We start from the raw sequence: 22,990 nt of genomic DNA, 5'->3' as shown, positions 1-22,990 counted from the left end.
TGTCGCTCTTGTGACGGTCCGCGCGGGTCAGCCCTGCAGCGTCTCCGCATAGCTCGCGGCATCGGTGTTACCGCCGGTGAGCATGATCACCGTGTCCTGGTCGACCGGGACCTTGCCCGCCAGCGCCGCAGCCAGCGCCGCGGCCCCGCCGGGTTCGACCACCAGCCGCAGCTTCGAAAAGGCGAAACGCTGCGCCGCGCGCACCTCCTCGTCGGTGACGGCGACGCCCGGTTCGGCGCGGCCCTGCAGCACGCCCATGTTGATCGGCTTGGTCGCATCGGGCTGGAGCGCGTCGCAGATGGTTGCAGGCGGGTTGGCGCCGACGCGCACGATCTCGCCTGCGGCAAGCGACTGGCCGACCATGTCCCAGCCTTGCGGTTCGACCACGTGGATTGCGGCATGCGGGCAGGCGAGGGCGAGGCCGGCGGCGAGCCCGCCGCCGCCGCAGCAGACGATGAAGCGCGAGGGACGCCGTCCCGTGCCGAACTGCGCCTGCGCTTCGTGTCCGGCGCTCCCCTGGCCTTCGATGACCCAGGGGTCACCGAAGGCATGGACCAGCACCGCGTCGCGCTCTTCGACCAGCTTCGCCGCCACCTCGTCGCGGTCCTCGCCGGGGCGTTCGTAGAGCATGATTTCGGCGCCCAGCGCGCGGGTCGCCTCGAGCTTCACCTGCGGCGCGTTGCGCGGCATGACGATGGCTGCCGGGATGCCGAGACGCCGGGCGGCCCAGGCGACGCCCTGGGCATGGTTGCCCGAGGATACCGCGACGACGCCGCGCTTGCGCTCTTCTGCGTCGAGATTGACCAGGCGCCACCACGCGCCCCTGATCTTGAACGCGCCCACGGGCTGAAGCACCTCGGCCTTGGCCCAGCACTGCACTCCCGCGATCTCAACCGGGAGCAGCGGGGTCATCGGCAGGCCGATCTGCTGCAGGCTTTGCAGCGCCGCGAGGGTGCCCGTGGCGGTCGGTTCGCGCATATCGTCTCGGATCATTTGGCGGCCTTAACGCATTTCGCTAGGGGACCCGCCAAGAATCGAATTCGGAGAATGGAAAAATGTCGACAGTCCTCGTGATCGGTGCCGGCGGCGTCAGCTCGGTCTGCGTCCACAAGATGGCGATGAATCCCGATATCTTCTCGGAAATCCACCTTGCGAGCCGCACCAAGTCGAAATGCGATGCCATCGCCGCGAGCGTGAAAGAGCGCACCGGCGTCGATGTCGCGACCTACGAGATCGACGCCGAGGAAGTCCCGGCGATGGTCAATCTGATCCGCAAGCTCGGCCCCGAACTGGTGGTCAATCTCGCGCTGCCCTATCAGGACCTGCCGATCATGGACGCCTGCCTCGAGGCCGGCGTCGCCTATCTCGACACCGCCAATTACGAGCCCAAGGACCAGGCCAAGTTCGAATACCACTGGCAATGGGCCTATCACGACCGCTTCAAGGACGCCGGACTGATGGCGCTGCTCGGCTCGGGCTTCGATCCGGGCGTGACCAGCGTCTTCACCATGTGGCTCAAGAAGCACAAGCTGAAGACGATCCGCACGCTCGATATCCTCGACTGCAACGGCGGCGATCACGGCCAGGCCTTCGCCACCAACTTCAACCCGGAAATCAACATCCGCGAAGTGACCGCGCCCGCGCGCCACTGGGAGAACGGCGAATTCGTCGAGACCCCGGCGATGGGCAAGAAGGTCGAATTCGACTTCGAGGGCGTCGGCCCCAAGAACATGTACATGATGTATCACGAGGAGCTCGAGAGCCTCGCCAAGTTCAACCCCGAGATGGAGCGCGCGCGCTTCTGGATGACCTTCGGCGATGAATACATCAAGCACCTGACCGTGCTGCAGAATGTCGGCATGACGCGGATCGACCCGGTGCGCTACCAGGGCAAGGACATCATCCCGCTGCAATTCCTCGCCGCGGTCCTGCCCAAGCCCGAAACGCTGGGCGAGACGACCAAGGGCAACACCAATATCGGCGTCATCGCGACCGGCGAAGCGCTCGACGGCTCGGGGGAGAAGACCTTCTACATCAACAATATTTGCAGCCATGAGGCGGCTTACGAGGAAACCGGCAACCAGGCGGTTTCCTACACCACGGGCGTGCCCGCCATGGTCGGCAGCGCGATGATGGTGACCGGCAAGTGGAGCGGCAAGGGCGTGTTCAACATGGAGGAAATGGACCCCGATCCCTTCCTCGAAATGCTCGGCGACCACGGCCTGCCGTGGCAGGTGAAGGAGCTCGACGGCCCGGTCGAGTTCTAGTCTTGCGGCCAGTTGCAGCCATTGCGAGCGATGCGAAGCGTTCCGTCCCGGTTCGCTTCGGATTGCCGGGAAGCCTCAAGCTTCTCGCTTTGGCTGCCTGCCTCTGCGTGGCAGGCTGCGGCCGGCAGGCACCGCCCGAGAATGCCCCGCGGGCCGAGGTCGATGCCGACTGGGCGCAGGTGCCCGAGGGTAACGCCTGGGGCGATGTGAGCGCGGTCGATACCGACAGCCACGGGCATGTCTTCGTCCTCCAGCGTGCCGGGCGGGTGTGGGAAGAACCGTTCCCGTCCGATCCGATCGCCGAGCCGGTGGTCTCCATGTTCGCGCGCAACGGCAAGCTGCTCGCCCGCTGGGGCGCGGGCGAGACGGTGATGCCGCACGGCCTGTCGGTCGACGCGGAGGACAAGGTGTGGATCACCGATGTCCAGCGCGAGCAGCTGCTGCGTTTCTCGCACGACGGCACGCTCGAAATGACGCTGGGCGAGCGCGGCGTCTCGGGTGCCGATCACACGCATTTCGGACGTCCCGCCGATGTCGCCTTCGACGGCGACAAGGTCTTCGTCGCAGACGGTTACGTCAATTCGCGCATCATCGTCTTCGACCGCGAGGGACACTACCTCGCGAAATGGGGCCACGAAGGTTCGGGCAGCGGCGGACTGGCCATCCCGCATGCGGTCGCGGTGAAGGACGGCAAGGTCTATGTCGCCGATCGCGAGAACGCCCGGATCCGGATCTACAGCGAGGCGGGCCGCCTGCTGCAAAGTCTCGACACGCCCGGCTACCCCTATGCGGTGAAGCCGCTGGGGCAGGGCTATTTCGTCTCGCTCGAGGGGCGCGATGCGGGCGAGCGCACCGGCGCGATCATCCGCGTGTGGCGCCCCGACGGGACGGTCGAACGCATTCTCGACGCGCGCGGACCGGGGCCGACCAAAGGCCATGACCTTGCGATCGGCGCCGACGGCACAATCTATGTCGCCGATGTCGAGGGGCGCCGCGTGCTGGCGCTCGAACTGGCGCAACGAACGAAAGACCACTGATGGAAACCAAAGCCGGAGATCCGGGCGCCTTCGCGCATTTCGACCTGGGCCGCGTCAACAGCCCGGCCTTCGTGGTGGACGCGGCGAAGCTCCGCGCCAATTGCCAGGTGCTGGCCGACATCCGCGACGCGGCGGGGATCAAGGTGCTCGCCGCGCTCAAGGCCTTCTCGATGTGGTCGACCGCGCCGATCATCGGCGAGTATCTCGACGGGGTCTGCACCTCGGGCCTGTGGGAGGCGCGGCTGGCGAGCGAGTTCTACGACGGCGAGATCGCGACCTATTCGGCCGCCTACAAGCCCGACGAGCTGGAAGAGGTCTGCCGCCTGTCCGACCACGTGATCTTCAACTCGCCCGGTCAGCTCGAGCGTGCGTCGCTGATCCTCGAGCAGGCGCGTGCGGCGGGGCAGGATTTCGACGTCGGCCTGCGCATCAACCCGATGCACCCGACCGGTGAGGTGCCGCGCTACGATCCCTCGAGCCCGGGCAGCCGCCTCGGCTTCCCGCTCGACCAGCTGACGCCCGAGATCATGGAGCAGGTCGACGGCATCCATTTCCACAATCTGTGCGAGCAGGATTTCGAACCGCTGCACCAGACCTGGGACAAGGTGTTCGATGCGATCGAACCCTGGTTCGGCCATCTCAAGTGGATCAACATGGGCGGCGGCCACCACATCACCCGCGCCGACTACCAGCGCGAGGAACTGGTCGAGTTCCTTCGCGATGCCAAGGACGACACCGGCGCCGAAATCTACCTCGAACCGGGCGAGGCGGTGGCGCTCGACGCCGGCATCCTCGTCGGGACGATCCTCGACACCGGCTATAACGAGGTGCCGGTCGCGGTGGCCGACATTTCGGCGACCTGCCACATGCCCGACGTGATCGAGGCGCCCTATCGCCCGGCCATGCTTGGCGAGAGCACCGATCACGAGGTGCCCGCGGTGCGCATCGGCGGGCCGTCCTGCCTCGCGGGCGACGTTATCGGCGATTACCGCTTCGAGGGCGGGGCCGAGGTCGGCAAGCGTTTCGCCTTCCTCGACCAGGCGCATTACTCGATGGTCAAGACCAACACCTTCAACGGCGTCCAGTTGCCCAGCATCTACCTCTGGGACAGCGAAACCGACCAGCTCGAACTGGTGAAGGAATTCGGTTACGAGAGCTTCCGCGACCGGCTGAGCTGATCGCTCGGTCGATCCCCGGAACGCAGGGCCGCGCGAACCTTTGTTCCTGTGAAAACCGACAGGCCGCAGGCGCCGAATCCGCTTGCTTTCTTGCGCATATCCCCTATTTGCGCCGCTCCGCTGCCCCAAGGGGACTCGAACCGCAAGGCAGCCTTGTCTGAAACCTAACCGTTTTGGGGGTCCCTTGAGTTGCCGCATTTTCCTGACGCCCGGTCCGTAGTTCGCGCTCTCGCGCCCGACGAGCCCGTAATCCTGAACCGCCCGCACGCTGCTGCGCGCGCGGCCCGTTTCTTCGTCGAGAAGTTCCCGGGCAAGTCGCTCTATGCGGTGAAGGCCAATCCCTCGCCCGATCTCATCCAAATCCTGTGGGACAACGGTGTAACGCATTACGACGTTGCCTCGATCGCCGAGGTGCGTCTGGTGCGCCGCGCGCTGCCCGAGGCCACGCTGTGCTTCATGCATCCGGTCAAGGCGCCCAGTGCGATCCGCGAGGCCTATCACACGCATGGCGTGAAGACCTTCAGCCTCGATTCGGTCGAGGAGCTGGAAAAGATCGTCGACGCCTGCCGTGACGAGGATGGCGAGCCGGCGCAGGACCTGCGCCTGTGCATCCGCCTGCGCGTCTCCAGCGAATATTCCGAGCTGAGCCTCGCCAGCAAGTTCGGCTGCGACCTCACCGAGGCACCCGCGCTGCTCCAGCAGGCGCGCCAGCATGCCGACTGGCTTGGCGTGTGCTTCCATGTGGGCAGCCAGGCGATGACGCCGTTCGCCTATGTCCAGGCGCTCGAACGCGTGCGTGTCGCCATCGGCGAGGCCTCGGTGGTCATCGACATGATCGATGTCGGTGGCGGCTTCCCCTCGGTCTATCCGGGGATGGAGCCCCCGCCGCTGGAAGACTATTTCCAGATCATCCACCAGAACTTCTACAATTTGCCGATCGCCTACAACGCCGAGCTGTGGTGCGAGCCGGGCCGCGCGCTGTGCGCCGAATATTCGTCGCTGATCGTCAAGGTCGAGAAGCGCCGCGGCGAGGAACTCTACATCAACGACGGTGCCTATGGCGCGCTGTTCGATGCCGCGCATGTGGACTGGAAATTCCCTGTCCGCGCGCTCGAGGACGACCTCATCAAGCCCGATATGGACTTCGCCTTCTACGGCCCGACCTGCGACGATGCGGACTACATGCAGGGCCCCTTCGTCCTGCCCGAGGACATCCAGGCCGGCGACTATATCGAGATCGGCATGCTCGGCGCCTATGGCGCGGCGATGAAGACCGATTTCAACGGCTTCGGCGCGGCCGAGCGGATCGTGGTCGAGGACGAGCCGATGGCGAGCCTCTACGACGGCAGCCGCCAGCGCCCGGCGGCGGACAATGTGGTGAGCCTGCGCTGAGCCGCTGGCCCGCGAAGACATCCCAAAGCCCCGGCAGCCTCGCGCTCGCCGGGGCTTTTTTCTTGCATCGGCACGGTCGCGGCGGAATGCTGCTCGCCGAAAGAAGGGGAGACAGCGCTGCATGATCGAATTCTTCACCGCGCCGGCGCCGAACGGGTGGAAGGTCGCGATCATGCTCGAGGAGTGCGGGCTCGCCTACGAACCGCGCTGGGTGAACCTTGCGGCGGGGGACCAGCACAGCGAAGACTACCTCGCGATCAATCCCAACGGGCGTATCCCGGCGATTACCGACCATGCGCCCGCCGATGGCGGCGAGCCGGTGACGGTGTTCGAGTCGGGCGCGGTGCTGCTCTATCTGGCCGAAAAGTCGGGCAAGTTCCTGCCCACCGACCTGCGCGGCCTGTCGCGCGTGCGGCAGTGGCTGTTCTGGCAGGTCGGCCACCTCGGTCCGACGCTCGGCCAGCACGGCCATTTCCACCTCTATGCCGAGGAGAAGCTGCCCTATGCGATCGAGCGCTTCCACCGCGAGGCGCTGCGCGTCTACGGGGTGATGGACCGCCAGCTGCAGCAGGAAGAATTCATCGCCGGACCCGACTATACCGTGGCCGACATGGCCTGCTTTCCCTGGGTGCGGACGTGGAAGGCGCAGGGCATCCCGCTCGAGGAGTTCGGCCACGTCAAACGCTGGTACGACACGCTCAAGCAGCGCCAGGGGCTGCGCCGCGGCGTGGCGCTGGGTGCCGACATGGCGCGCAGGGGCGCAATGAGCGAGGAAGAGCGCAAGAACCTGTTCGGCACTGCCAAGGCGCGGGTTCAGTGACCGCGAAAATCGACTTTTTCTTCGACCTGTCGAGCCCGTGGACGCGGCTCGCCTTCGCCAATATCCGGCCTGCGCTGGAGGGTCTGGACTACGCGATCGGCTGGCGGCCCTTCCTCGTCGGGGGAGTGTTCAACGCGGTCAATCCGGCGGTCTACGAGAGCCGCAAGCCCGAGAATGCCGCGCGGCTGGCGCGCAGCTTCGGCTGGCTCAAGGAATGGGCGGAGCTGGCAGGGGTGGGAATGAATTTCCCGAGCGAGCACCATCCGCTCAAATCGGTCTATGCGATGCGGTTCTGCTGCGCGCTGGAGAACGACCAGCCCGCGCTCGAACGTTTCGCCAAGGCGGCGTTCGAGGCCTATTTCACCGAGGCCCGCAATCTCGACGACCCTGCCGTACTGGTCGCCGTCGCGGCGGAGGCTGGCCTCGACGGCGAAGCGATTGCCCGCCAGGCCGCCGGCCAGCCGATCAAGGATCGCCTGCGCGCCAATACCGAGGAAGCGATTGCGCGTGGCGCCTATGGTTCGCCGACGCTGTTCGTCTCCGGCGAGGCGGGCGAGGAGCACATGTATTTCGGCAACGACCAGCTCCCGCTGGTGCGCCGGAAAGTCGCCGCGCTCGCCTAGCCGTATTCCGCGCGATGCGCGTCGAGCACGGGCTTGACCCGGCCGAGCGCCTCGCCGAGCAGATCGGGCAACTTCTTGCCGTCGAGTTCGAGCACTGCATTGTGCGCCGCGGCCACGCGCCGCGCATCGGCCCAGTCGATCCCCAGGCCGATCGCCCATTCGCGGAACTCGTCCGCCGCGCCCGCTCGGGGTTCGAGCGCCTTGGCCAGCGTCGGGTGGAAACCGAGCCGCCCGGTGATGGGCAGCAACGAGAGCGGGAAGCCCTTCCGCAGATAGACGAAGGTATCGTCGACATGGATCGTTCCGCTGGCGCGGTGGAGCGCGAGGACCGAGGAGAAATGCACGCTCTCGTCGGCGCAGACCAGCGGCACGCCGCGCGGGATCGAGAAAGCGAAGTCCCCGCTGTAGTGGTCGGCGAGTGCCGCGTCTTCGCAACGCAGGCCCTCCCACGGCAAGTCGGGCAGGAGGTCGTGGTGCCGCGCCGTGCCGTAGAGCTTTGCTTGCGGGAAGGCCTCGTGCATCCATTCGCAGTGCAGCGTGTGGAACGGGTGCACATTGAGCACCGCCTCGACCTTCTTGCCACCGTCGCTCAGCACGTCGACCTGCGCGCGGACATCGTCGGTCAGCGTATAGCTGTCGAGGAAGACGAAATTGCCGCTTGCCAGCCGGACGAGCGAGCACTGCGTCCCGACATCGAAGACGCCGCCGATGCGAAAGCTGCCGCGAACGGTCCAGAAGCCGTCGCCCAGGTCGATGAAATCCTTGCTCATTCGAACCCCACGAACCGCGCCGCCTCGGCCACAGGCTTGCGCTCGCTCACCACGGCATTGGCGGGGAAACTGTCATCCGGCCACCCCATGGCGACCGCCTTCATTATTACCTGATCGTCCGGGACGCCCGCATGTTCCCGCACGACCGGAGATTGCATGATGCCCTGCGAATTGATCACACAGCCGAGTCCGCGGCTCCAGGCGGCATTGACCAGCGCCGTGGTGACCGCGCCGCAATCGAAGGGGGTGTCGTCGCTGCCCGAAAGTTCCTTGTCGTAGGCGACGATGACGCAGACCGGTGCGTCGAACTGGCGGAAGCCGCGCAGCACCCAGTCCTGCCGCCCCTCCTTGTCGTCGCGCTCGATCCCCATCGCGCCGAACAACTGCTTGGCGACGCCGACCTGGCGCTCGCGGTGGACCCCGGCGAAGGGTTCGCCGCGGCGGAACTCGCGGCTGTCGGGAACGCCCGCGAGGATGTTCTCGGTATTGCCCTTGCGGATCGCATCGAGCGGTTCGCCGGTGATCACGTGGAAATGCCAGGGCTGCGTGTTCATCGAGGTCGGCGAGCGCATCGCCATTGTCAGCACGTCCTCGATCAGCGCGCGCGGCACCGGCTTGTCGAGATAGCCGCGGATCGACCGGCGGCCCATCACCACCTCTTCGTAGGTCATATCCGGATTGCCGCTCATCCACTCTCTCCCTTGCGTTGGAGAGGAGGATTAGCGCGCCGAATCGGGGGCGCCAAATCCGTTACGGCCTCGCGGGCAGGCAGGTGCCGATGGCGGGTGCGGGGAAGGTCCGGCAATCGAAGAAGACCGCTTCGGCCCCGCCAGCGCTGGCGGCGACAAAGCTGAAGCGAAGCGTGCGGCGCGCCTCGTCGTCAAGCGGAAGGCGCGCCGGGATCGCACGGGCTTCACTCCAGCCCTGGACGCGGCAATAGCCTTCGCCCGTACACAGGGATCGCGCGCGCTCGACCAGCGCCTCGGGAGAATCGCCGCTCCCGACGAGCACGAAATGCACCCCTGCGCCGGGCGACGCGGGGGCGGCTTCGGTGGGGCGCTCGATCGCGGCTGAGGTGATGCTGCGCACCGCCGTGCCGCTCTGCAGCAAGGTTGGCAGCGGGTTGGCCTCGGCCACCGTCAGCGCGGTTTCGCGCAGTCGCAGCGGATCGGGCTCGTTCCCGCCATAGCTTGCCGAGAGCGCGGTGCGGCTGCCCCAGAAGCCGCGCCAGCGGAAGAAGAGGTGGGGGCCAACCCGCGCCACCTTGTCGAGCTGGTCGCTCCACCAGGGATAGACGTAGTCGGCATGGAAATGGGTGGCATTTCCCACTGCGGGTTCGGTCGCACCGTTCAGCATGGCCTCGGCACGGGCGCGCGCCGAATTCCACGCGGCATCGGGATAGCGCCGGGCGAGCGAGCCGTCGCAGGTGAAGCTGAACTGGCATCCGGTCGGGCGCTGCGAGCCTTCGAACACCGCGCCGCAAACGGTCTTGGCGAAAGCCGGGTGCCGCACCCGGTTGAGCACCACCTGCATCACCGCGCGTTGCCCGGCATCGTCGTTCCCCGCTTCGGCCATGCCCGCCAGGGCCAGGCAGTCGCGCGCGCGCAGGCGATCCGCCGCGCTCCCGCGAAAGGCGAAGGGCAGGGGCTTGCCGGGGCCGATCGCGGCGAAGGCGACGAGCTCGTTGCGCGCGATAGCGTCGTCCGAATCGAGCTCGGACAGGATGACCGTGTCCTTGGCTGTGGCGGGAAGCTCGGGCGGCGCCACGGTAACCGAGGTCTCGCTTGCCTCGGGTTCGACGACCGGTGCGGGAGGGCTCGCAAAGAGCGCCAGCAGCAGGAACGGCAGCGCGATCAGCGCCGTGAAGGCCAGCAGGGCAGCGGCATCGCGCGGAGCACGCGGTTCGGGGGCGGGACCGTCCATTGCGATTATCTAGGACGGTTTGCGCCTGCTTCTACCCTCAGGGCTTGAAATAGGGGCGGTCACCGGCGATCGTCACGCGCTCCATCACCCGGCGCGCGCCGCGTCGCCATCGAGCATGGCATCGAGTTCGGGCGGGTGGCGTAGCGGAAATCGGGGTCAGCGGCTTGCATCGGGGCGCCTGCTCCTCTCGCTTAGATCGCATCCTTTCAGGCCGGTAGACGAATGGAAACCCCTAGGCCGGGGCCGCACCCGGCGGCCCGCCTTCGAGACGGGCGAGCCGTTCTTCCATCGCGCCGAGTTCGCGCCGCATCCTGTCCTGCTGCTCTCTGCGTTTGAGCGCGCTGCGCAGCGCCTCCGCCAGCGGTTCGGCGACGCGTTCGATGTTCGCCAGTTCGTCTTCGTTGTAGCGGTTGGCGTCGCTGCGCGGGCCGATCAGCAGCAGGCCGAGCGGGCCATGCTCGTCGGCGAGCGGAAAGCGCCACACGAAACGCGGGTCGATCGCGAGGTCTGCCCCCGGTTCGGCCAGCGTCTCAGGATCGGCCACGTCGCGCGCCGCAAGCAGTTCCCGCCCGAGCTTGCGATCGACCAGCACCGCGGCCGAACCGAAATGGACCGCAGGGGCGAGTGCGGCGAGCGCGCGCATGGCGATTTCATCGGGATCTTCCGAGGCCCGCCAGGCCGAGAGCTTGCCGAGCAGCGCAGAAATCTTGCCGCGGTCGCGGTCGAAGCGGCTCCTGGTGTGCTTCACCACGAACTGCTGCGTCGGTCCGAACAGACCCGCCGCGAGAACGGCGCAGAGCGCGGTGGCGAAGGTCTTGTTGTCTTCGCCCAGCGCCATTTCGATCGCGTTCTTCACCAGGTCGATGCTCGCCGCCCACAAGATCCCGATGACCAGCGCGACACCCGCCATGATGGCCGACCGCCCGATGACGCGGTCCGCTTCCCACAGGCGATAGCGGACCAACGCGATCATCAGCCCCAGCGCCAGGAGCATGAAGCCGAGATCGAAGCAGGCCAGCACGCCCAGTCCGTAGATCGGCTGCCAGGGGCCGGTGGGGTAGGGGTCGACGACGACCATGATGAAGGCGATGGCGACACTGACCAGTCCGGCGGCGAAGCCCATCCCCGCCCATTTGAGCTGCTGGCGTTCGATCCCGGGTTCGAAGTGCCGGTACTTGATGGCGGTGCCCCACAGCAGGGCCAGCGGCAGGATGAAGGCAATGACCGCCGAGGCCAGCAGCGGGAATTCGTCGATGCTCAGCAGGACTCCGGCCAACGGCGCGACGACAATCAGCCAGCGCGCCCATGCGGGCTCGAACCTGCCGTCGGGAAATATCGCGATGCCGATGACCAGCAGGACCCATGCCGCGGTCGAGACGAGATCGTACCACCCGCCGAGGCCGAACCCCATCCACATCAGCATTGGCGGATCGACCGTCGCCGCAAAGAGCAGGAAAGAGAACGAGAACATCAGACAGACCGGATCGCGCGGACGCCGCAGCACCAGCAGCGCGGCACAGGCGATCAGGACAAGGCAGGTGAGCAGCGACACCGCCATTCGCAGGCCCATGCGCGTGTCGCGGCTCAGCACCTCGCGCTTGCGCGTCTCCTGCGCATAGCGCGGGGATTTTTCGATGACCTGCGACCGGAGCGTGCCATCCGCGTCGCTGAAGGTGATCGTGGGTGCCGCCCCTGCGCCAGCTATGGCCTCTGCGGTATCGGCGATTTTGGCGTTGCGGGGGAGGGTCTTCCCGTCGATCGCGACTATGCGCGAGCCTGCGGTGACGGCCGGCTTTCCCGATTGCGGCAACAGCGTTTCGACCGTGGCGCTCCCGTCGTTCTCGACCTGGGAGACGAGGTTGATCGCGGAAAATGCCGTATTGCGGTCATAGACGTCGCGCAGCACATAGAGCGTGCCGAAAATATCGAGCAGGATGGCCGCAGCCAGCGCGAGGAACCACAAGGGGCGGATTCGCGCCAGCGCGATTGCGCTCAACTCCGGAAACCGGCTGGGGGGGAACCGCTTGGCTCCCTGCCCGGTCATGCCGCCTTGCGCAGCTCCAGGTCCATCCGGTCCCAGATCTCGACCAGCGCGGCGACGAGGTCGTCCATCATCGCGGGCGAGTGCGCCGGGCCGGGGGTGAAGCGCAGGCGCTCGGTCCCGCGCGGCACGGTGGGGAAATTGATCGGCTGGACGTAGACGCCGTATTCGGCGAGCAGGATGTCGCTGATCTTCTTGGCGCGCACCGGGTCGCCGACCATCAGCGGGACGATGTGCGTGACGCTGTCCATCACCGGCAGCCCGGCATCGCGCATCTTGCGCTTGAGCAGTTCGGCAGCGGCCTGCTGGCCTTCGCGTTCCTCGCTCGATTCCTTCAGGTGGCGCACCGATGCGAGCACGCCGGCCACCAGCGCGGGGCTGAGCGAGGTGGTGAAGATGAAGCCCGGCGCATAGGAGCGGATGCAGTCGATGATCTTGCGGTCGGCCGCGACATAGCCGCCCATGACGCCGAAAGCCTTGCCCAGCGTGCCCTCGATGATGTCGATCCGGTGGGCGGCCTCGTCGCGCTCCGAAATGCCGCCGCCGCGGGCGCCGTACATGCCCACCGCATGGACTTCGTCGATATAGGTCAGCGCGTTGTATGTCTCGGCGAGATCGCAGATCGCGTGGATCGGGGCGATGTCGCCGTCCATCGAATAGACGCTCTCGAAGGCGATCAGCTTGGGCGTCTCGGCATCTTCGGCCGCCAGCAGCTCCTCGAGATGCTCGAGATCGTTGTGGCGGAAGACGCGTTTCTCGCAGCCCGAATTGCGGATGCCCGCGATCATGCTGGCGTGGTTGAGTTCGTCCGAGAAGATCACGCAGCCGGGCAGTAGCTTGGCCACGGTGGAGAGCGTCGCGTCGTTCGAGACATAGCCGCTGGTGAACAGCAGCGCGGCGTCCTTGCCGTGGAGGTCGGCAAGCTCTTCCTCGAGCTGGACGTGGTAATGCGTGTTGCCGCCAATGTTGCGCGTGCCGCCCGAACCCGCGCCGACATCGTGCAGCGCCTCTTCCATCGCGGCAATGACCTTGGGGTGCTGGCCCATGGCGAGATAGTCGTTGGAGCACCACACGGTCACCGGCTTGGGACCGTTGTGGCCGGCGAAGCAGCGCGCATTAGGAAAAGCGCCCTTGTTGCGCAAGATGTCGATGAAGACGCGATAGCGACCTTCCTCGTGCAGCCGGGAGATCGCTTCGTCGAAAATCTGGTCGTAATTCACTGGCGTATTCGCCCGTCGCTGCGCCGCCCGTCCGCGGCTGTCCAATGGACCACGCCCTAGTCCAAACGGTTGCAAATCGCCACTGCGATCTTTGCGAGCCATTCGCAGCTCAGAAGGCGCGCAATTCGCCGATCCCATAGGCTTCGAAGGCGGGGACGAGGCGGCGGAAATCCTCGATCGCCCCGGTGGTTATCGCGAAGTCGGGCGCGCTGCGTTCGAAAGCCTGGCCTTGCGTCAGATGTGCGATCCGCCGCGCGATGCCTTCCGCGCCATGGACGAAGGCGACTTCCTTGCCAAAGGCTTCGCGAAGTTCGTCCTCGAGCAGCGGGAAGTGGGTGCAGGCGAGCACGATCGTGTCGATCTCGCGCCCGTGCAGCTGCAGCACCAGCCCCTTGGCGGCTTCGGCAACGTCCTCTACCCGCACGCTTTCTCCGCGCAGCTTGGCCTCGGCGAGCGGAACGAGCCCGTTGGTGCCGTGGCGCAGCAGCCGCTTGCCGACCGCGAATTCATGCTCGAGGTCGTCGACGTATTTCTGCCGCATCGTCGCCTCGGTACCGAGCAGGCCGAAGACGCCCGTTCGGGTCATCGCCGCAGCGGGCTTGATCGCGGGCACGGTGCCGACGATCGGCGTTTCGAGCACGTCGCGCACCATGCCGAGCGCGATCGTGCTGGCGGTGTTGCAGGCGATGCAGATCAGCCGCGGCTGGTAGCGTTCGGCCATGCGACCGAGGAGGCCGGCGACGCGCGCGGCCACTTCGGCCTCGCTCTTCGCGCCATAGGGCAGGCCGGCCATGTCGGCGGCATAGATGACCGGGGCGTCGGGCAGCAGCTTGCGCAGTTCGCCCAGCACGGTGAGCCCGCCGACGCCCGAATCGAACAGCAGGATGGGGGAGGAGGATGCGTCCAAAGTGGATTTTCCGTGCGGCCTGAGCTTGTCGAAGGGCCGTACTAGCTTTTAGAGCGTGTTCAAGGCGGAAGGGCGCGGCACGGGCCGCCCCGCGCAGGACCGGAGATTTGCGTGAACGAAGTTTTGGCAGCCCTGCTCGGCTACGCGATCGGCTCGATCCCTTTCGGCCTGCTGCTGACCCGTGCCGCGGGCATGGGCGACGTGCGCAAGATCGGTTCGGGCAATATCGGCGCGACCAATGTTCTGCGCACCGGCAACAAGGGGCTCGCCGCGGCCACGCTGCTGCTCGACCTGGTGAAGGGTCTCGTGCCGGTGGTCATCGCCGGCCAGCTGTGGGGCGAGGTCGGACAAGCCTTCGCCGCCGGCGCCGCGGTGATCGGGCATTGCTTCCCGGTCTGGCTCGGCTTCAAGGGCGGCAAGGGCGTCGCCACCAATGCCGGCGTTTCCTTCGGCCTCGCCTGGCCGGTCGGGCTGGCCTACGCCTTCGTCTGGCTGAGCGTGCTGGCGATCTTCCGCATTTCCTCGCTCGCCGGAATGGCCGCGGTGGTCGCGGCGGCGGCTGCCGCGCCGCTGTTCGGCTACCCCCAGTTCTTCCCCGTCCTCGCCGCGATCGCGCTGTTGGTCATCTATCTCCACCGCGCCAATATCGCGCGGCTGATGAAGGGCGAGGAGCCCCGGGTCGGCGGCAACAAGGGCACATCTGGGGAGTGAGCGACGCGGGCTCGCCCGCGCTGTCGCAGGACGAGGCCTTCGCCCGCATCCGCCTGCTGCGCTCGCCCCATGTCGGGCCGGTCAGCTATGCCATGCTGCTGCAGCGTTTCGGCAGCGCGATCGAGGGGCTCGCCGCGCTGCCCGAGCTCTCGGCGCGGGGAGGGCGGCGCTACCGCGCCTGCCCCGCCGATGCGATCGAACGCGAAGTGGAGGCGGTGCGCAGGGCAGGCGCGAAATATCTGTTCCACGACCAGAAGGGCTATCCCGCGCTGCTCGCCGCGCTCGAAAGCGCGCCTCCGATCCTGACCTGGCGCGGCGATCTCGCGCTGGCGGAAAAGCCCTGCGTCGCCATGGTCGGCGCGCGGAACGCGAGCGCGGCGGCGGTCAAGCTGGCGCGCGATTTCGCGGCGGGCCTCGCCGAGGCGGGCTTCGCGGTCGTCTCGGGCCTCGCGCGCGGGATCGACGGTGCGGCGCATGAGGGCGCCTTTCCTGCCACCGTCGGGGTCATCGCCAGCGGGATCGACATTGCCTATCCGCCGCAGCATGCCACGCTGCAGGAACGGATCTCGGAGGAAGGTCTGTTGCTCGCCGAACAGCCGCCGGGCACCGAGCCGCGCGGCAGCCACTTTCCCAGCCGCAACCGCATCATCGCCGGGCTCGCCGCGGGCACGCTTGTGGTCGAGGCGGCGGTCAAGTCGGGCAGCCTTATCACCGCCCGGCTGGCGGGGGAGGCGGGGCGCGAGGTCATGGCGATACCCGGCAGCCCGCTCGAGCCGCGCAGCCACGGTTGCAACCACCTGATCCGCGAGGGCGCGGTGCTCGTGCAGTCGCCCGGGGACGTGGCCGAACTGCTCTCGGGTTTCGACGGTCGGCCCCGCTCGACCTTTCGCGAGAGTGCGCCGGCGTTCGATTTCGAACCGGGCGAACTGGCCGATGCCGAGCCCGCCGACATCGCCGGCCTGCTCACCACTGCCCCCGTCGCGGTCGACGAACTCATCCGCCAGTCGGGCGACAGTGCCAGCGCAGTGCAACTGGCGCTCCTCGAACTCGAGGTCGCGGGCAGGCTTGAGCGGCATGCAGGAGGGCGTGTCAGCTTGACCGGCTGAAGCTGGCCACCGTGTCCTCACTGGGTGCGTCGAAGTGCGGTAAAATTGGCGCAAATCTGCAAGCGCGCCTGTCGTTTCTGTCATATGTTCGTCGCCCGGAAGCGGTCGACTCGGCGCGTTTCCGTTCACCAGATCGGAAAGCGGGCACCCCCCAACGGCGCTCGCGACGGGCCGCCTCCGTACCTCCTATACGGGCGGCCCGTTCCGATTTTGGCGCTTGACGGTCTTCGGACCCGGTCCCCATTTTCGCGCGTATACGCACGTACACACGTAAGGGACTGCCCGAACCATCATGCAACTGGTCATCGTCGAATCGCCGGCCAAGGCGAAAACCATCGAGAAATACCTCGGCAAGGACTTCAAGGTCCTCGCCAGCTACGGCCATGTCCGCGACCTGCCGCCCAAGGACGGCAGCGTGCGCCCGGACGAGGGCTTCGCGATGGACTGGGAACTCTATCGCGACAAGCAGAGCCGCTTCAAGGAGATCGCCGACAACGCCAAGAAGGCCGACCGCCTGATCCTCGCCACCGACCCCGATCGCGAAGGCGAGGCGATTTCGTGGCACGTCCGCGAACTGCTGCAGAAGCGCAAGGCGCTGCCCAAGGATGTCGAGCGCGTCACCTTCAACGCGATCACCAAGCAGGCGGTGACCGACGCCATGAAGGCGCCGCGAGAGCTCGACCAGGATCTGATCGACGCCTATCTCGCGCGCCGCGCGCTCGACTATCTCTATGGCTTCACGCTCAGCCCCGTGCTGTGGCGCCGCCTGCCCGGCGCGAAGAGCGCGGGCCGCGTGCAGTCGGTCGCGCTGCGGCTGATCGTCGACCGCGAGATCGAGATCGAGCATTTCCGCGCCGACGAATACTGGTCGGTGATCGCGAAGCTGCAGCATGACGGGACCGAGTTCGACGCGCGGCTGGTCAAGTATGACGGCAGCAAGCTGGAGAAGCTGACGCTGGGCAACGAGGGCAGCGCCCTGGCCGCCAAGGCCGCGGTCGAAGGCGCCAACTTCACCGTCGAGGAGGTCGAGACCAAGCCGTTCAAGCGCAATCCCGCGCCGCCGTTCACCACCTCGACGTTGCAGCAGGAGGCCGCGCGCAAATTGGGCTTCTCGGCCAGCCACACGATGCGGCTGGCGCAGTCGCTCTACGAGGCGGGCGCGATTACCTACATGCGGACCGACGGGGTGAGCATGGACGGCAGCGCCATCGCCGCCTGCCGCAAGGCGGTGGCCGATCGCTACGGCGGCCACGCGCTCCCCGATTCCCCGCGCATGTACAAGACCAAGGCGAAGAACGCCCAGGAAGCGCACGAGGCGATTCGCCCGACCGACTTCAACCGCGACCGCGCCGGCTCGGGCGACGAGGGCAAGCTCTACGATCTCGTCTTCAAGCGCGCCATGGCGAGCCAGATGGCTGCCGCCAGCCTCGAACGCACCACGGTGACGCTGCGCGATCCGACCGGCCGGCACGAGCTGCGGGCCACCGGCCAGGTGGTGAAATACCCGGGTTTCCTCGCGGTCTACCAGGAAGGCCGCGACGATGCCGAGGACGACGAGGAAGGCCTGTTGCCGACGATCAGCAAGGGCGATGCACCGCTCAAGCGCGGGGTCGAGGCCAACCAGCACTTCACCCAGCCGCCGCCGCGCTTTTCCGAGGCGAGTCTGGTCAAGCGGCTCGAGGAACTCGGCATCGGCCGCCCCTCGACCTATGCCAGCACGATCCAGACGCTGCGCGACCGCGCCTATGTGCGGATGGAAAAGAACCGCTTCTTCGCCGAAGAAAGCGGGCGCCTGCTGACCGCCTTCCTCGAACGCTTCTTCCCGCAATATGTCGCCTTCGACTACACCGCCGGGCTCGAGGACGAGCTCGACGTGGTCTCCGACGGCAAGGAGGACTGGAAAAAGCTGCTCGAGGCCTTCTGGCGCGACTTCAAGCCCAAGACCGAAGAGGTGATGGACAAGAAGCCTTCGGAAGTGACCGAAGTGCTCGACGATTTCCTTTCCGACTATCTCTTCCCCGAACGCGCCGACGGCAAGGACCCGCGCCATTGCCCGCTGTGCGAAAGCGAGGGGCGCGAGGGTGGCCGGCTCGCCCTGCGCGGCGGCCGCTACGGCGCTTTCGTCGCCTGTGCCAATTACCCCGAATGCAAGTTCACCCGCCAGTTCGCCAAACCCGGCGGCGCCGATGGCGACGAGAGCGCCGATGACGGCGTGATGGGCGAGGATCCGGAAACCGGCCTGCCGGTCGAACGCAAGAGCGGCCGCTTCGGCCCCTATGTCCAGCTCGGCGAGGGCAAGGAGGCCAAGCGCGCGAGCATTCCCAAGGACCTCGACGATTTCGATCTCGAATGGGCGTTGAAGCTGCTCGCCCTGCCGCGGATCGTCGGCACGCATCCCGAGACCGGCCAGGAAATCGAAGCTGCGATAGGCCGCTACGGACCGTACCTGCGGCACGATGGCAAATACGGCAAATTGCAGAGCACGCGCGAGGTGTTCGAGGTGGGGATGAACCGCGCGGTCGATATTCTCGCGCAGGCCGCCAACCGCAAGAGCGGTGGGCGCGGCAAGGCCGAACCGATCAAGACGCTCGGCGAGCACCCGACCAGCGGCGGCGAGATCAAGGTCATGCCCGGCCGCTACGGCCCCTATGTCACCGATGGCACCACCAATGCGACGATCCCTAAGGATGTGAAGCCCGAAGACGTCACCGAGGCGCAGGCGATCGAACTGATCGATGCGCGCGCCGCCAAGGGGCCGGCGAAAAAGAAGAAGGCGGCGCCGAAGAAGAAGGCCCCCGCCAAGAAGAAGCCTGCTGCGAAGAAGAAGGCCCCGGCGAAGAAGCCCGCAGCGAAGAAGGCCGCGGGCTGATGGCCAAGGACCGTTTCGAGCGCCACAAGCAGCCCTGGACCGGCGAGGAAGCGGGCCAGCTCCGCACGCTCGCCGCCAAGGGCAAGGGACTCAAGGAAATCGCCAAGGCGCTGAACCGCAGCGAGGAATCGACCAAGGACTTCGCCAAGAAGAACAAGATCGGTATCGCGAAGAAGCGGTAGGGCGCCCCCCGTCGGCGGTGTGCGCTGCCTCTTCCGCCTTGTCCTGCAGCAAAGCGGGGAGGCTAGTCGGCGGTCATGCGCCGCTCACAACCGCAGATACCCCGCTACGAGGCTCACCCCCAGCACCGCCATGCTCGCCGCCAGCGCCAGCGCCGCGGGGCGCGCCTCTCGCCGACCATAGGCGAGCGTCACGCCCAGCTTCACCGCCATATTGGCGAGGATCGTGCCGGCGATTGCCAGCGCGGCAAGGGGGGCGGCGATGGCGGCGGGGTCGAGTCCCCCGGCGGTGACGATTGCCGCATCGACATCCATCGTGCCCATCACCAGCAGCAGCACCGCGATGCCCTGCTCGCCGAAGCTGCCTTCGGCCCAGCGCGCCACCACCGCGGCAATGGCGACGAAGGCGACGAAGGTGAAGGCGGGCAGTAGCGCGATGGGATTGCCCGGCGGAGCCGCATCGCCCCCTGACGGCGCCTTGCGATAGAGCCACCAGGCGACTGCGAAGCCGGCTACCAACGCAGGCGCGACGACCACCACGAAGGGCACCAGCAACCGCGTTGCGAGCAGGGCGACCAGCACGATGACGCGCAGGTACATCACCGCCGTCGCCAGCGCGATCCCCGCATTTTCAGCACCGCCGCCTTCGCTCGCGCCGAGCTTCTGCGCGAAGGAATAGGTCACCGCGGTCGAGCTGTAGGCGCCGCCGATCACGGCGGTGGCGATGGTTCCGCGCCGCGCACCGAACACGCGGTTGGCGACATAGCCGGCGAAGGAAAAGCCGGTGACCACGATCACCACCAGCCACAGCGTGCGCGGCTCCCACGCATCGTACGGGCCGTAGCGGCCCTCGGGCAGGAAAGGGTACACCGCCAGCGCGATGACGGCGTAGCGTGCGAAGGCCTTGATGTCGGCCTCGTCGAGCGCGCCGACCCAGCTATGCATCTCGGTCCGCAGCGCGAGGATGAGGACGGTCACCGCCGCCCCGGCCACCGCCAGCGCGGGTTGGCCGACGCCCGCGAGGAAGCCGAGCCCCAGCGTAACCATGGCGGCGACCGCGCTGGTCGCATCGGGCCTGCCGCTGTCACCGACCGAGCGCGCATAGCCAATCGCCACGACAGTTGCGGTCGCGGCGACCAGCAGCCCCGATACCACCGCGAAGCCGCTCGCCCCAAGCAGGCCTGAAAGCCCGGCGCCGAGGCCCAGCAGCGTGAAGGTGCGGATTCCGGCGACGCGCGATCCGGGTTCCTCTTCGCGCAGGTTCCAGCCGCGCTCGATGCCCATCATCAGGCCCACGGCGAGCGCCGCCCCGAGATGGAGCAAGGCCTGCCCGTCGCCGATTATCGCCGCCTCCGCATCAGCTCTTCCAGTCGAGCCCCATTTCCTCGAACATTTCCTTGTCCTCGCTCCAGCGCTCGTCGGTCTTCACGTGGAGGAACAGGTGGACCTTCTGGCCGAGCATGTCGGACAGCTCCTTGCGCGCCGCCTCGCCGATCGCCTTGATCCGGCTGCCGCCCTTGCCGAGCACGATCGCGCGCTGGTTGTCGCGCATGACCACGATCTGCTGGTGGATTTCGAGGCTGCCGTCCTGCCGCTCGACGTATTTCTCGGGCCGCACCGCGCTATCGTAGGGCAGTTCCTCGTGCAGCTGGCGATAGAGCTGTTCGCGCGTGATCTCCGTCGCGAGCAAGCGTTCGCTGGCGTCGGAGACCTGGTCCTCGGGATACATCCAAGGGCCCTCGGGCATCATCTCCGCGAGCGCGATCTTCATCTCGGGCACGCCGTCGCCGGTCAGCGCGGAGACGAAGTAGATTTCGGCGAATTCGACCTTGCCCGACAATTCCTGCGCCAGCGCGAGCAGCGGTTCCTTCTTGGCAACGTCGACCTTGTTGAGCACCAGGATCTTGCGTTCCGGGCGCTGCGCGATCTGCTCGATCAGCGGTTCGAGTTCGTGGCGACGCTGCTTGACCGGGTCGACAAGCAGCAGCACCGCGTCGGCGGCCTCGGCGCCTTCCCAGGCCGCGCTCACCATCGCGCGGTCGAGCCGCCGCTTGGGCGCGAATATGCCCGGCGTATCGACCAGGATCATCTGCGTTTCGGCATCATCGCCATGGTGCAGCGCGATGCCCATCATCCGGGCCCGCGTGGTCTGCGCCTTGGCGCTGGTGATCGCCACCTTCTGCCCGACCAGCTGGTTGACCAGCGTGCTCTTGCCCGCATTGGGGGCGCCGAGGACGGCGACGACGCCGCAGCGGGTCATTGCCCCCCTCCCGCTTGCGGGAGGGGCCGGGGGTGGGCGAGGGGCAGCGGCCGTGACAGGCCCACCCCTGACCCCTCCCGCTTGCGGGAGGGGGATGTGGTTGCTCGTGAGGTATTCACCCGTATTTCTCCATGAATTCGCGCGCCGCTTCCTTTTCCGCTTCCTGTTTGCTGTTCGCCGTGCCCACGGCCTCGCCGACCTTGTGGACTGTCACCCGGACGGTGAAGCGTGCCGCGTGGTCGGGGCCCGAGCGGTCGATCAGCTCGTATTCGGGCGGGCGGCGCTGGTTGCCCGCGGCCCATTCCTGCAGCGCGCTCTTGGGATGTTTCGACTTGCCCGCGCCGCTTTCCAGCGCCGGGCGCCACAGCAGCCTGACGAGCTCCTGCGAAGCCGGAAATCCGTTGTCGAGGAACTGCGCACCCAGCAGGCTTTCCATCACATCGCCGAGGATGTTGTCGCTGTCGCGCCCGCCGTCGCTGCTCGCCTGCTTGGAGATGCGGACATGCGGTGGCAGGCCGATGCCGCGCGCCACCTGCGCGCACATGGCGCGGCTGACGATTGCATTGAGGCGCTGGGCGAGCTTGCCCTCGGGTGCATCGCTCTGGGCATAGAGCCAGTCGGCGATGGTCAGGCCGAGCACGCGGTCGCCGAGGAACTCGAGCCGCTCGTAATCCCGCTTCTCGCCCATGCTGCCATGGGTCAGCGCGGCGAACCACAGCGCCTCGTCCTTGACCGTGAAGCCGGTCTCGTCGAGCCATATGCGTGTTTCGGGCTTCAGCGCGGTCATATGTCGCTCGCGATCCGGTCCCAGCGCGCGGAGGTGAACCAGGTCCACGGCTTGATCCATTCGAGGCTGCCGTCGGTCGACCACAGCACCATGCTGGCGCGCCCGATCAGCAGGTCCGCGTCGACCAGGCCGACGCCGCCGTCGGGCACGGCCGGATAGCGGCTGTCCATCGAATTGTCGCGATTGTCGCCCATCATGAACAGCTTCCCTTCGGGCACCACGACGGGGGCGGTGTTGTCCGGATCGATCCTCAGCGGGCGGCCGTCCCTGCCGAGGGCGATGCCGCCCTTTCCGTCGCCGAGGAAGCGCGGGCCGACCGTGCCGAAATCGAGCGTCATGTAGCTCTTGCCCGAAGGCAGCGTCTCGCGGAAGCGGTGGTAGCGGCAGATGGTGCCGTCCACCACTTCGCCGCCGTCGCGACGGCAGCCGGTGTTGGCGCTCATCGGGATGTCGGCATAGCCCGCGTCCTGACGCTGGAGGGGCTCGCCATTGAGCATCACCACGCCGTCCTTGACCGCGACCGTGTCACCGGGCAGCCCGATCACGCGCTTGACGTAATCGGCGCCGGTCACCGGATGCTTGAAGATCGCCACGTCGCCGCGCTCTGGCAGGCTGGCGAATATCCGCCCCTCGAACAGGTCAGGCTCGCCGGGGAGCGAATAGCGCGAAAAGCCGTAGGGCCATTTGGCCGCGACGAGGTAGTCGCCGTTGCGCAGATTGGGCAGCATCGATTCGCTGGGAATGGTGAAGGGCGAGAACATGAAACTGCGGAATATCAGTACCGCGATCACCAGCTTGACCACGAACCACAGGAAACTGCCCAGCGTTTCCTTGTCTTCGGGTTCGGCCGCCTGGGTTTCGGGCGCGGATCCGTCCAGCGCTTGCTCTGTCATGCGGGGT

21 protein-coding genes are annotated in these 22,990 nt (G+C 67.1%); 10 read left to right on the top strand and 11 right to left on the bottom strand.

The window, feature by feature from the left end; genetic code table 11:
* Window positions 1-27: 27 nt before the first annotated feature.
* On the bottom strand, window positions 28-993 hold the full coding sequence (locus tag ACN4E0_RS12460) for a threonine ammonia-lyase (RefSeq protein WP_419568287.1): 966 nt from the start codon (window positions 991-993) through the stop codon (window positions 28-30).
* Window positions 994-1,055: 62 nt separating this feature from the next.
* Between ACN4E0_RS12460 and ACN4E0_RS12455 the strand changes: the two genes are divergently transcribed.
* From ACN4E0_RS12455 to ACN4E0_RS12430, 6 genes are all read left to right on the top strand, one after another.
* Window positions 1,056-2,267 carry a saccharopine dehydrogenase family protein gene (locus ACN4E0_RS12455; protein WP_419568285.1) on the top strand — a complete coding sequence of 404 codons (1,212 nt, stop codon included), beginning with the start codon at window positions 1,056-1,058 and terminating at the stop codon, window positions 2,265-2,267.
* A 107-nt stretch (window positions 2,268-2,374) separates the two neighbouring features.
* Complete coding sequence (locus ACN4E0_RS12450; protein ID WP_419568284.1) at window positions 2,375-3,304, top strand: peptidyl-alpha-hydroxyglycine alpha-amidating lyase family protein; 930 nt, start codon at window positions 2,375-2,377, stop codon at window positions 3,302-3,304.
* Window positions 3,304-4,482, top strand: a complete 1,179-nt coding sequence (locus ACN4E0_RS12445) for a carboxynorspermidine decarboxylase (RefSeq protein ID WP_419568283.1) — start codon at window positions 3,304-3,306, stop codon at window positions 4,480-4,482. The genes ACN4E0_RS12450 and ACN4E0_RS12445 overlap by 1 nt, the downstream gene beginning before the upstream one ends.
* A gap of 189 nt (window positions 4,483-4,671) precedes the next feature.
* Window positions 4,672-5,874 carry a type III PLP-dependent enzyme gene (locus ACN4E0_RS12440; protein WP_419568282.1) on the top strand — a complete coding sequence of 401 codons (1,203 nt, stop codon included), beginning with the start codon at window positions 4,672-4,674 and terminating at the stop codon, window positions 5,872-5,874.
* A gap of 121 nt (window positions 5,875-5,995) precedes the next feature.
* Complete coding sequence (locus tag ACN4E0_RS12435; RefSeq protein WP_419568281.1) at window positions 5,996-6,694, top strand: glutathione S-transferase N-terminal domain-containing protein; 699 nt, start codon at window positions 5,996-5,998, stop codon at window positions 6,692-6,694.
* Window positions 6,691-7,317: a 2-hydroxychromene-2-carboxylate isomerase gene (locus tag ACN4E0_RS12430; RefSeq protein ID WP_419568279.1), complete on the top strand. Its 627-nt coding sequence runs from the start codon at window positions 6,691-6,693 to the stop codon at window positions 7,315-7,317. The genes ACN4E0_RS12435 and ACN4E0_RS12430 overlap by 4 nt, the downstream gene beginning before the upstream one ends.
* On the opposite strand, the gene ACN4E0_RS12425 is transcribed toward ACN4E0_RS12430, so the two are convergent.
* The 6 genes from ACN4E0_RS12425 to murI all read right to left on the bottom strand — a co-directional run bounded on the left by ACN4E0_RS12425 (window position 7,314) and on the right by murI (window position 14,178).
* Entirely contained in the window at window positions 7,314-8,087 is a 774-nt protein-coding gene (locus tag ACN4E0_RS12425) for a hypothetical protein (protein ID WP_419568278.1), read from the bottom strand. The two genes, ACN4E0_RS12430 and ACN4E0_RS12425, sit on opposite strands and share 4 nt — an antisense overlap.
* The gene (locus ACN4E0_RS12420; protein ID WP_419568276.1) at window positions 8,084-8,776 is read right to left on the bottom strand and encodes a nitroreductase; all 693 of its coding nucleotides are present in this window, start codon (window positions 8,774-8,776) and stop codon (window positions 8,084-8,086) included. The genes ACN4E0_RS12425 and ACN4E0_RS12420 overlap by 4 nt, the downstream gene beginning before the upstream one ends.
* A gap of 61 nt (window positions 8,777-8,837) precedes the next feature.
* A complete protein-coding gene (locus ACN4E0_RS12415; RefSeq protein WP_419568274.1) occupies window positions 8,838-10,010 on the bottom strand; it encodes a cell wall hydrolase in 1,173 nt (390 codons plus the stop codon).
* A 232-nt stretch (window positions 10,011-10,242) separates the two neighbouring features.
* On the bottom strand, window positions 10,243-12,054 hold the full coding sequence (locus tag ACN4E0_RS12410) for a hypothetical protein (RefSeq protein WP_419568272.1): 1,812 nt from the start codon (window positions 12,052-12,054) through the stop codon (window positions 10,243-10,245).
* A complete protein-coding gene (hemA, locus tag ACN4E0_RS12405) occupies window positions 12,051-13,271 on the bottom strand; it encodes a 5-aminolevulinate synthase (protein WP_419568421.1) in 1,221 nt (406 codons plus the stop codon). Before hemA ends, ACN4E0_RS12410 begins: the two co-directional genes overlap by 4 nt.
* 109 nt (window positions 13,272-13,380) lie before the next feature.
* Window positions 13,381-14,178 (bottom strand): glutamate racemase, encoded by a 798-nt coding sequence (gene murI, locus ACN4E0_RS12400; protein WP_419568271.1) that lies wholly within the window; start codon window positions 14,176-14,178, stop codon window positions 13,381-13,383.
* 111 nt (window positions 14,179-14,289) lie between these two features.
* On the opposite strand from murI, the gene plsY reads away from it, so the two are divergent.
* The 4 genes from plsY (at window position 14,290) to ACN4E0_RS12380 (ending at window position 19,046) form a co-directional block, all read left to right on the top strand.
* Window positions 14,290-14,889 (top strand): glycerol-3-phosphate 1-O-acyltransferase PlsY, encoded by a 600-nt coding sequence (gene plsY / locus ACN4E0_RS12395; protein WP_419568269.1) that lies wholly within the window; start codon window positions 14,290-14,292, stop codon window positions 14,887-14,889.
* A complete protein-coding gene (gene dprA / locus ACN4E0_RS12390) occupies window positions 14,886-15,995 on the top strand; it encodes a DNA-processing protein DprA (RefSeq protein ID WP_419568268.1) in 1,110 nt (369 codons plus the stop codon). Before plsY ends, dprA begins: the two co-directional genes overlap by 4 nt.
* Before the next feature lie 292 nt (window positions 15,996-16,287).
* The gene (topA, locus tag ACN4E0_RS12385; RefSeq protein WP_419568267.1) at window positions 16,288-18,864 is read left to right on the top strand and encodes a type I DNA topoisomerase; all 2,577 of its coding nucleotides are present in this window, start codon (window positions 16,288-16,290) and stop codon (window positions 18,862-18,864) included.
* Complete coding sequence (locus ACN4E0_RS12380; RefSeq protein WP_419568266.1) at window positions 18,864-19,046, top strand: hypothetical protein; 183 nt, start codon at window positions 18,864-18,866, stop codon at window positions 19,044-19,046. Before topA ends, ACN4E0_RS12380 begins: the two co-directional genes overlap by 1 nt.
* An 84-nt stretch (window positions 19,047-19,130) precedes the next feature.
* On the opposite strand, the gene ACN4E0_RS12375 is transcribed toward ACN4E0_RS12380, so the two are convergent.
* From ACN4E0_RS12375 to lepB, 4 genes are all read right to left on the bottom strand, one after another.
* The gene (locus tag ACN4E0_RS12375; RefSeq protein ID WP_419568265.1) at window positions 19,131-20,366 is read right to left on the bottom strand and encodes an MgtC/SapB family protein; all 1,236 of its coding nucleotides are present in this window, start codon (window positions 20,364-20,366) and stop codon (window positions 19,131-19,133) included.
* Window positions 20,367-20,400: 34 nt separating this feature from the next.
* Entirely contained in the window at window positions 20,401-21,303 is a 903-nt protein-coding gene (gene era, locus ACN4E0_RS12370; RefSeq protein ID WP_419568264.1) for a GTPase Era, read from the bottom strand.
* 115 nt (window positions 21,304-21,418) lie between these two features.
* Window positions 21,419-22,090, bottom strand: a complete 672-nt coding sequence (rnc, locus tag ACN4E0_RS12365) for a ribonuclease III (RefSeq protein WP_419568262.1) — start codon at window positions 22,088-22,090, stop codon at window positions 21,419-21,421.
* Complete coding sequence (gene lepB, locus ACN4E0_RS12360) at window positions 22,087-22,983, bottom strand: signal peptidase I (protein ID WP_419568261.1); 897 nt, start codon at window positions 22,981-22,983, stop codon at window positions 22,087-22,089. Before lepB ends, rnc begins: the two co-directional genes overlap by 4 nt.
* Between the last annotated feature and the right edge of the window lie 7 nt (window positions 22,984-22,990).

Source organism: Qipengyuania sp. (assembly GCF_048550555.1).
Lineage (GTDB): Bacteria > Pseudomonadota > Alphaproteobacteria > Sphingomonadales > Sphingomonadaceae > Qipengyuania.
Note: the sequence above shows the minus strand (reverse complement) of the source record. Positions and strands in the feature narration are given on the sequence as shown.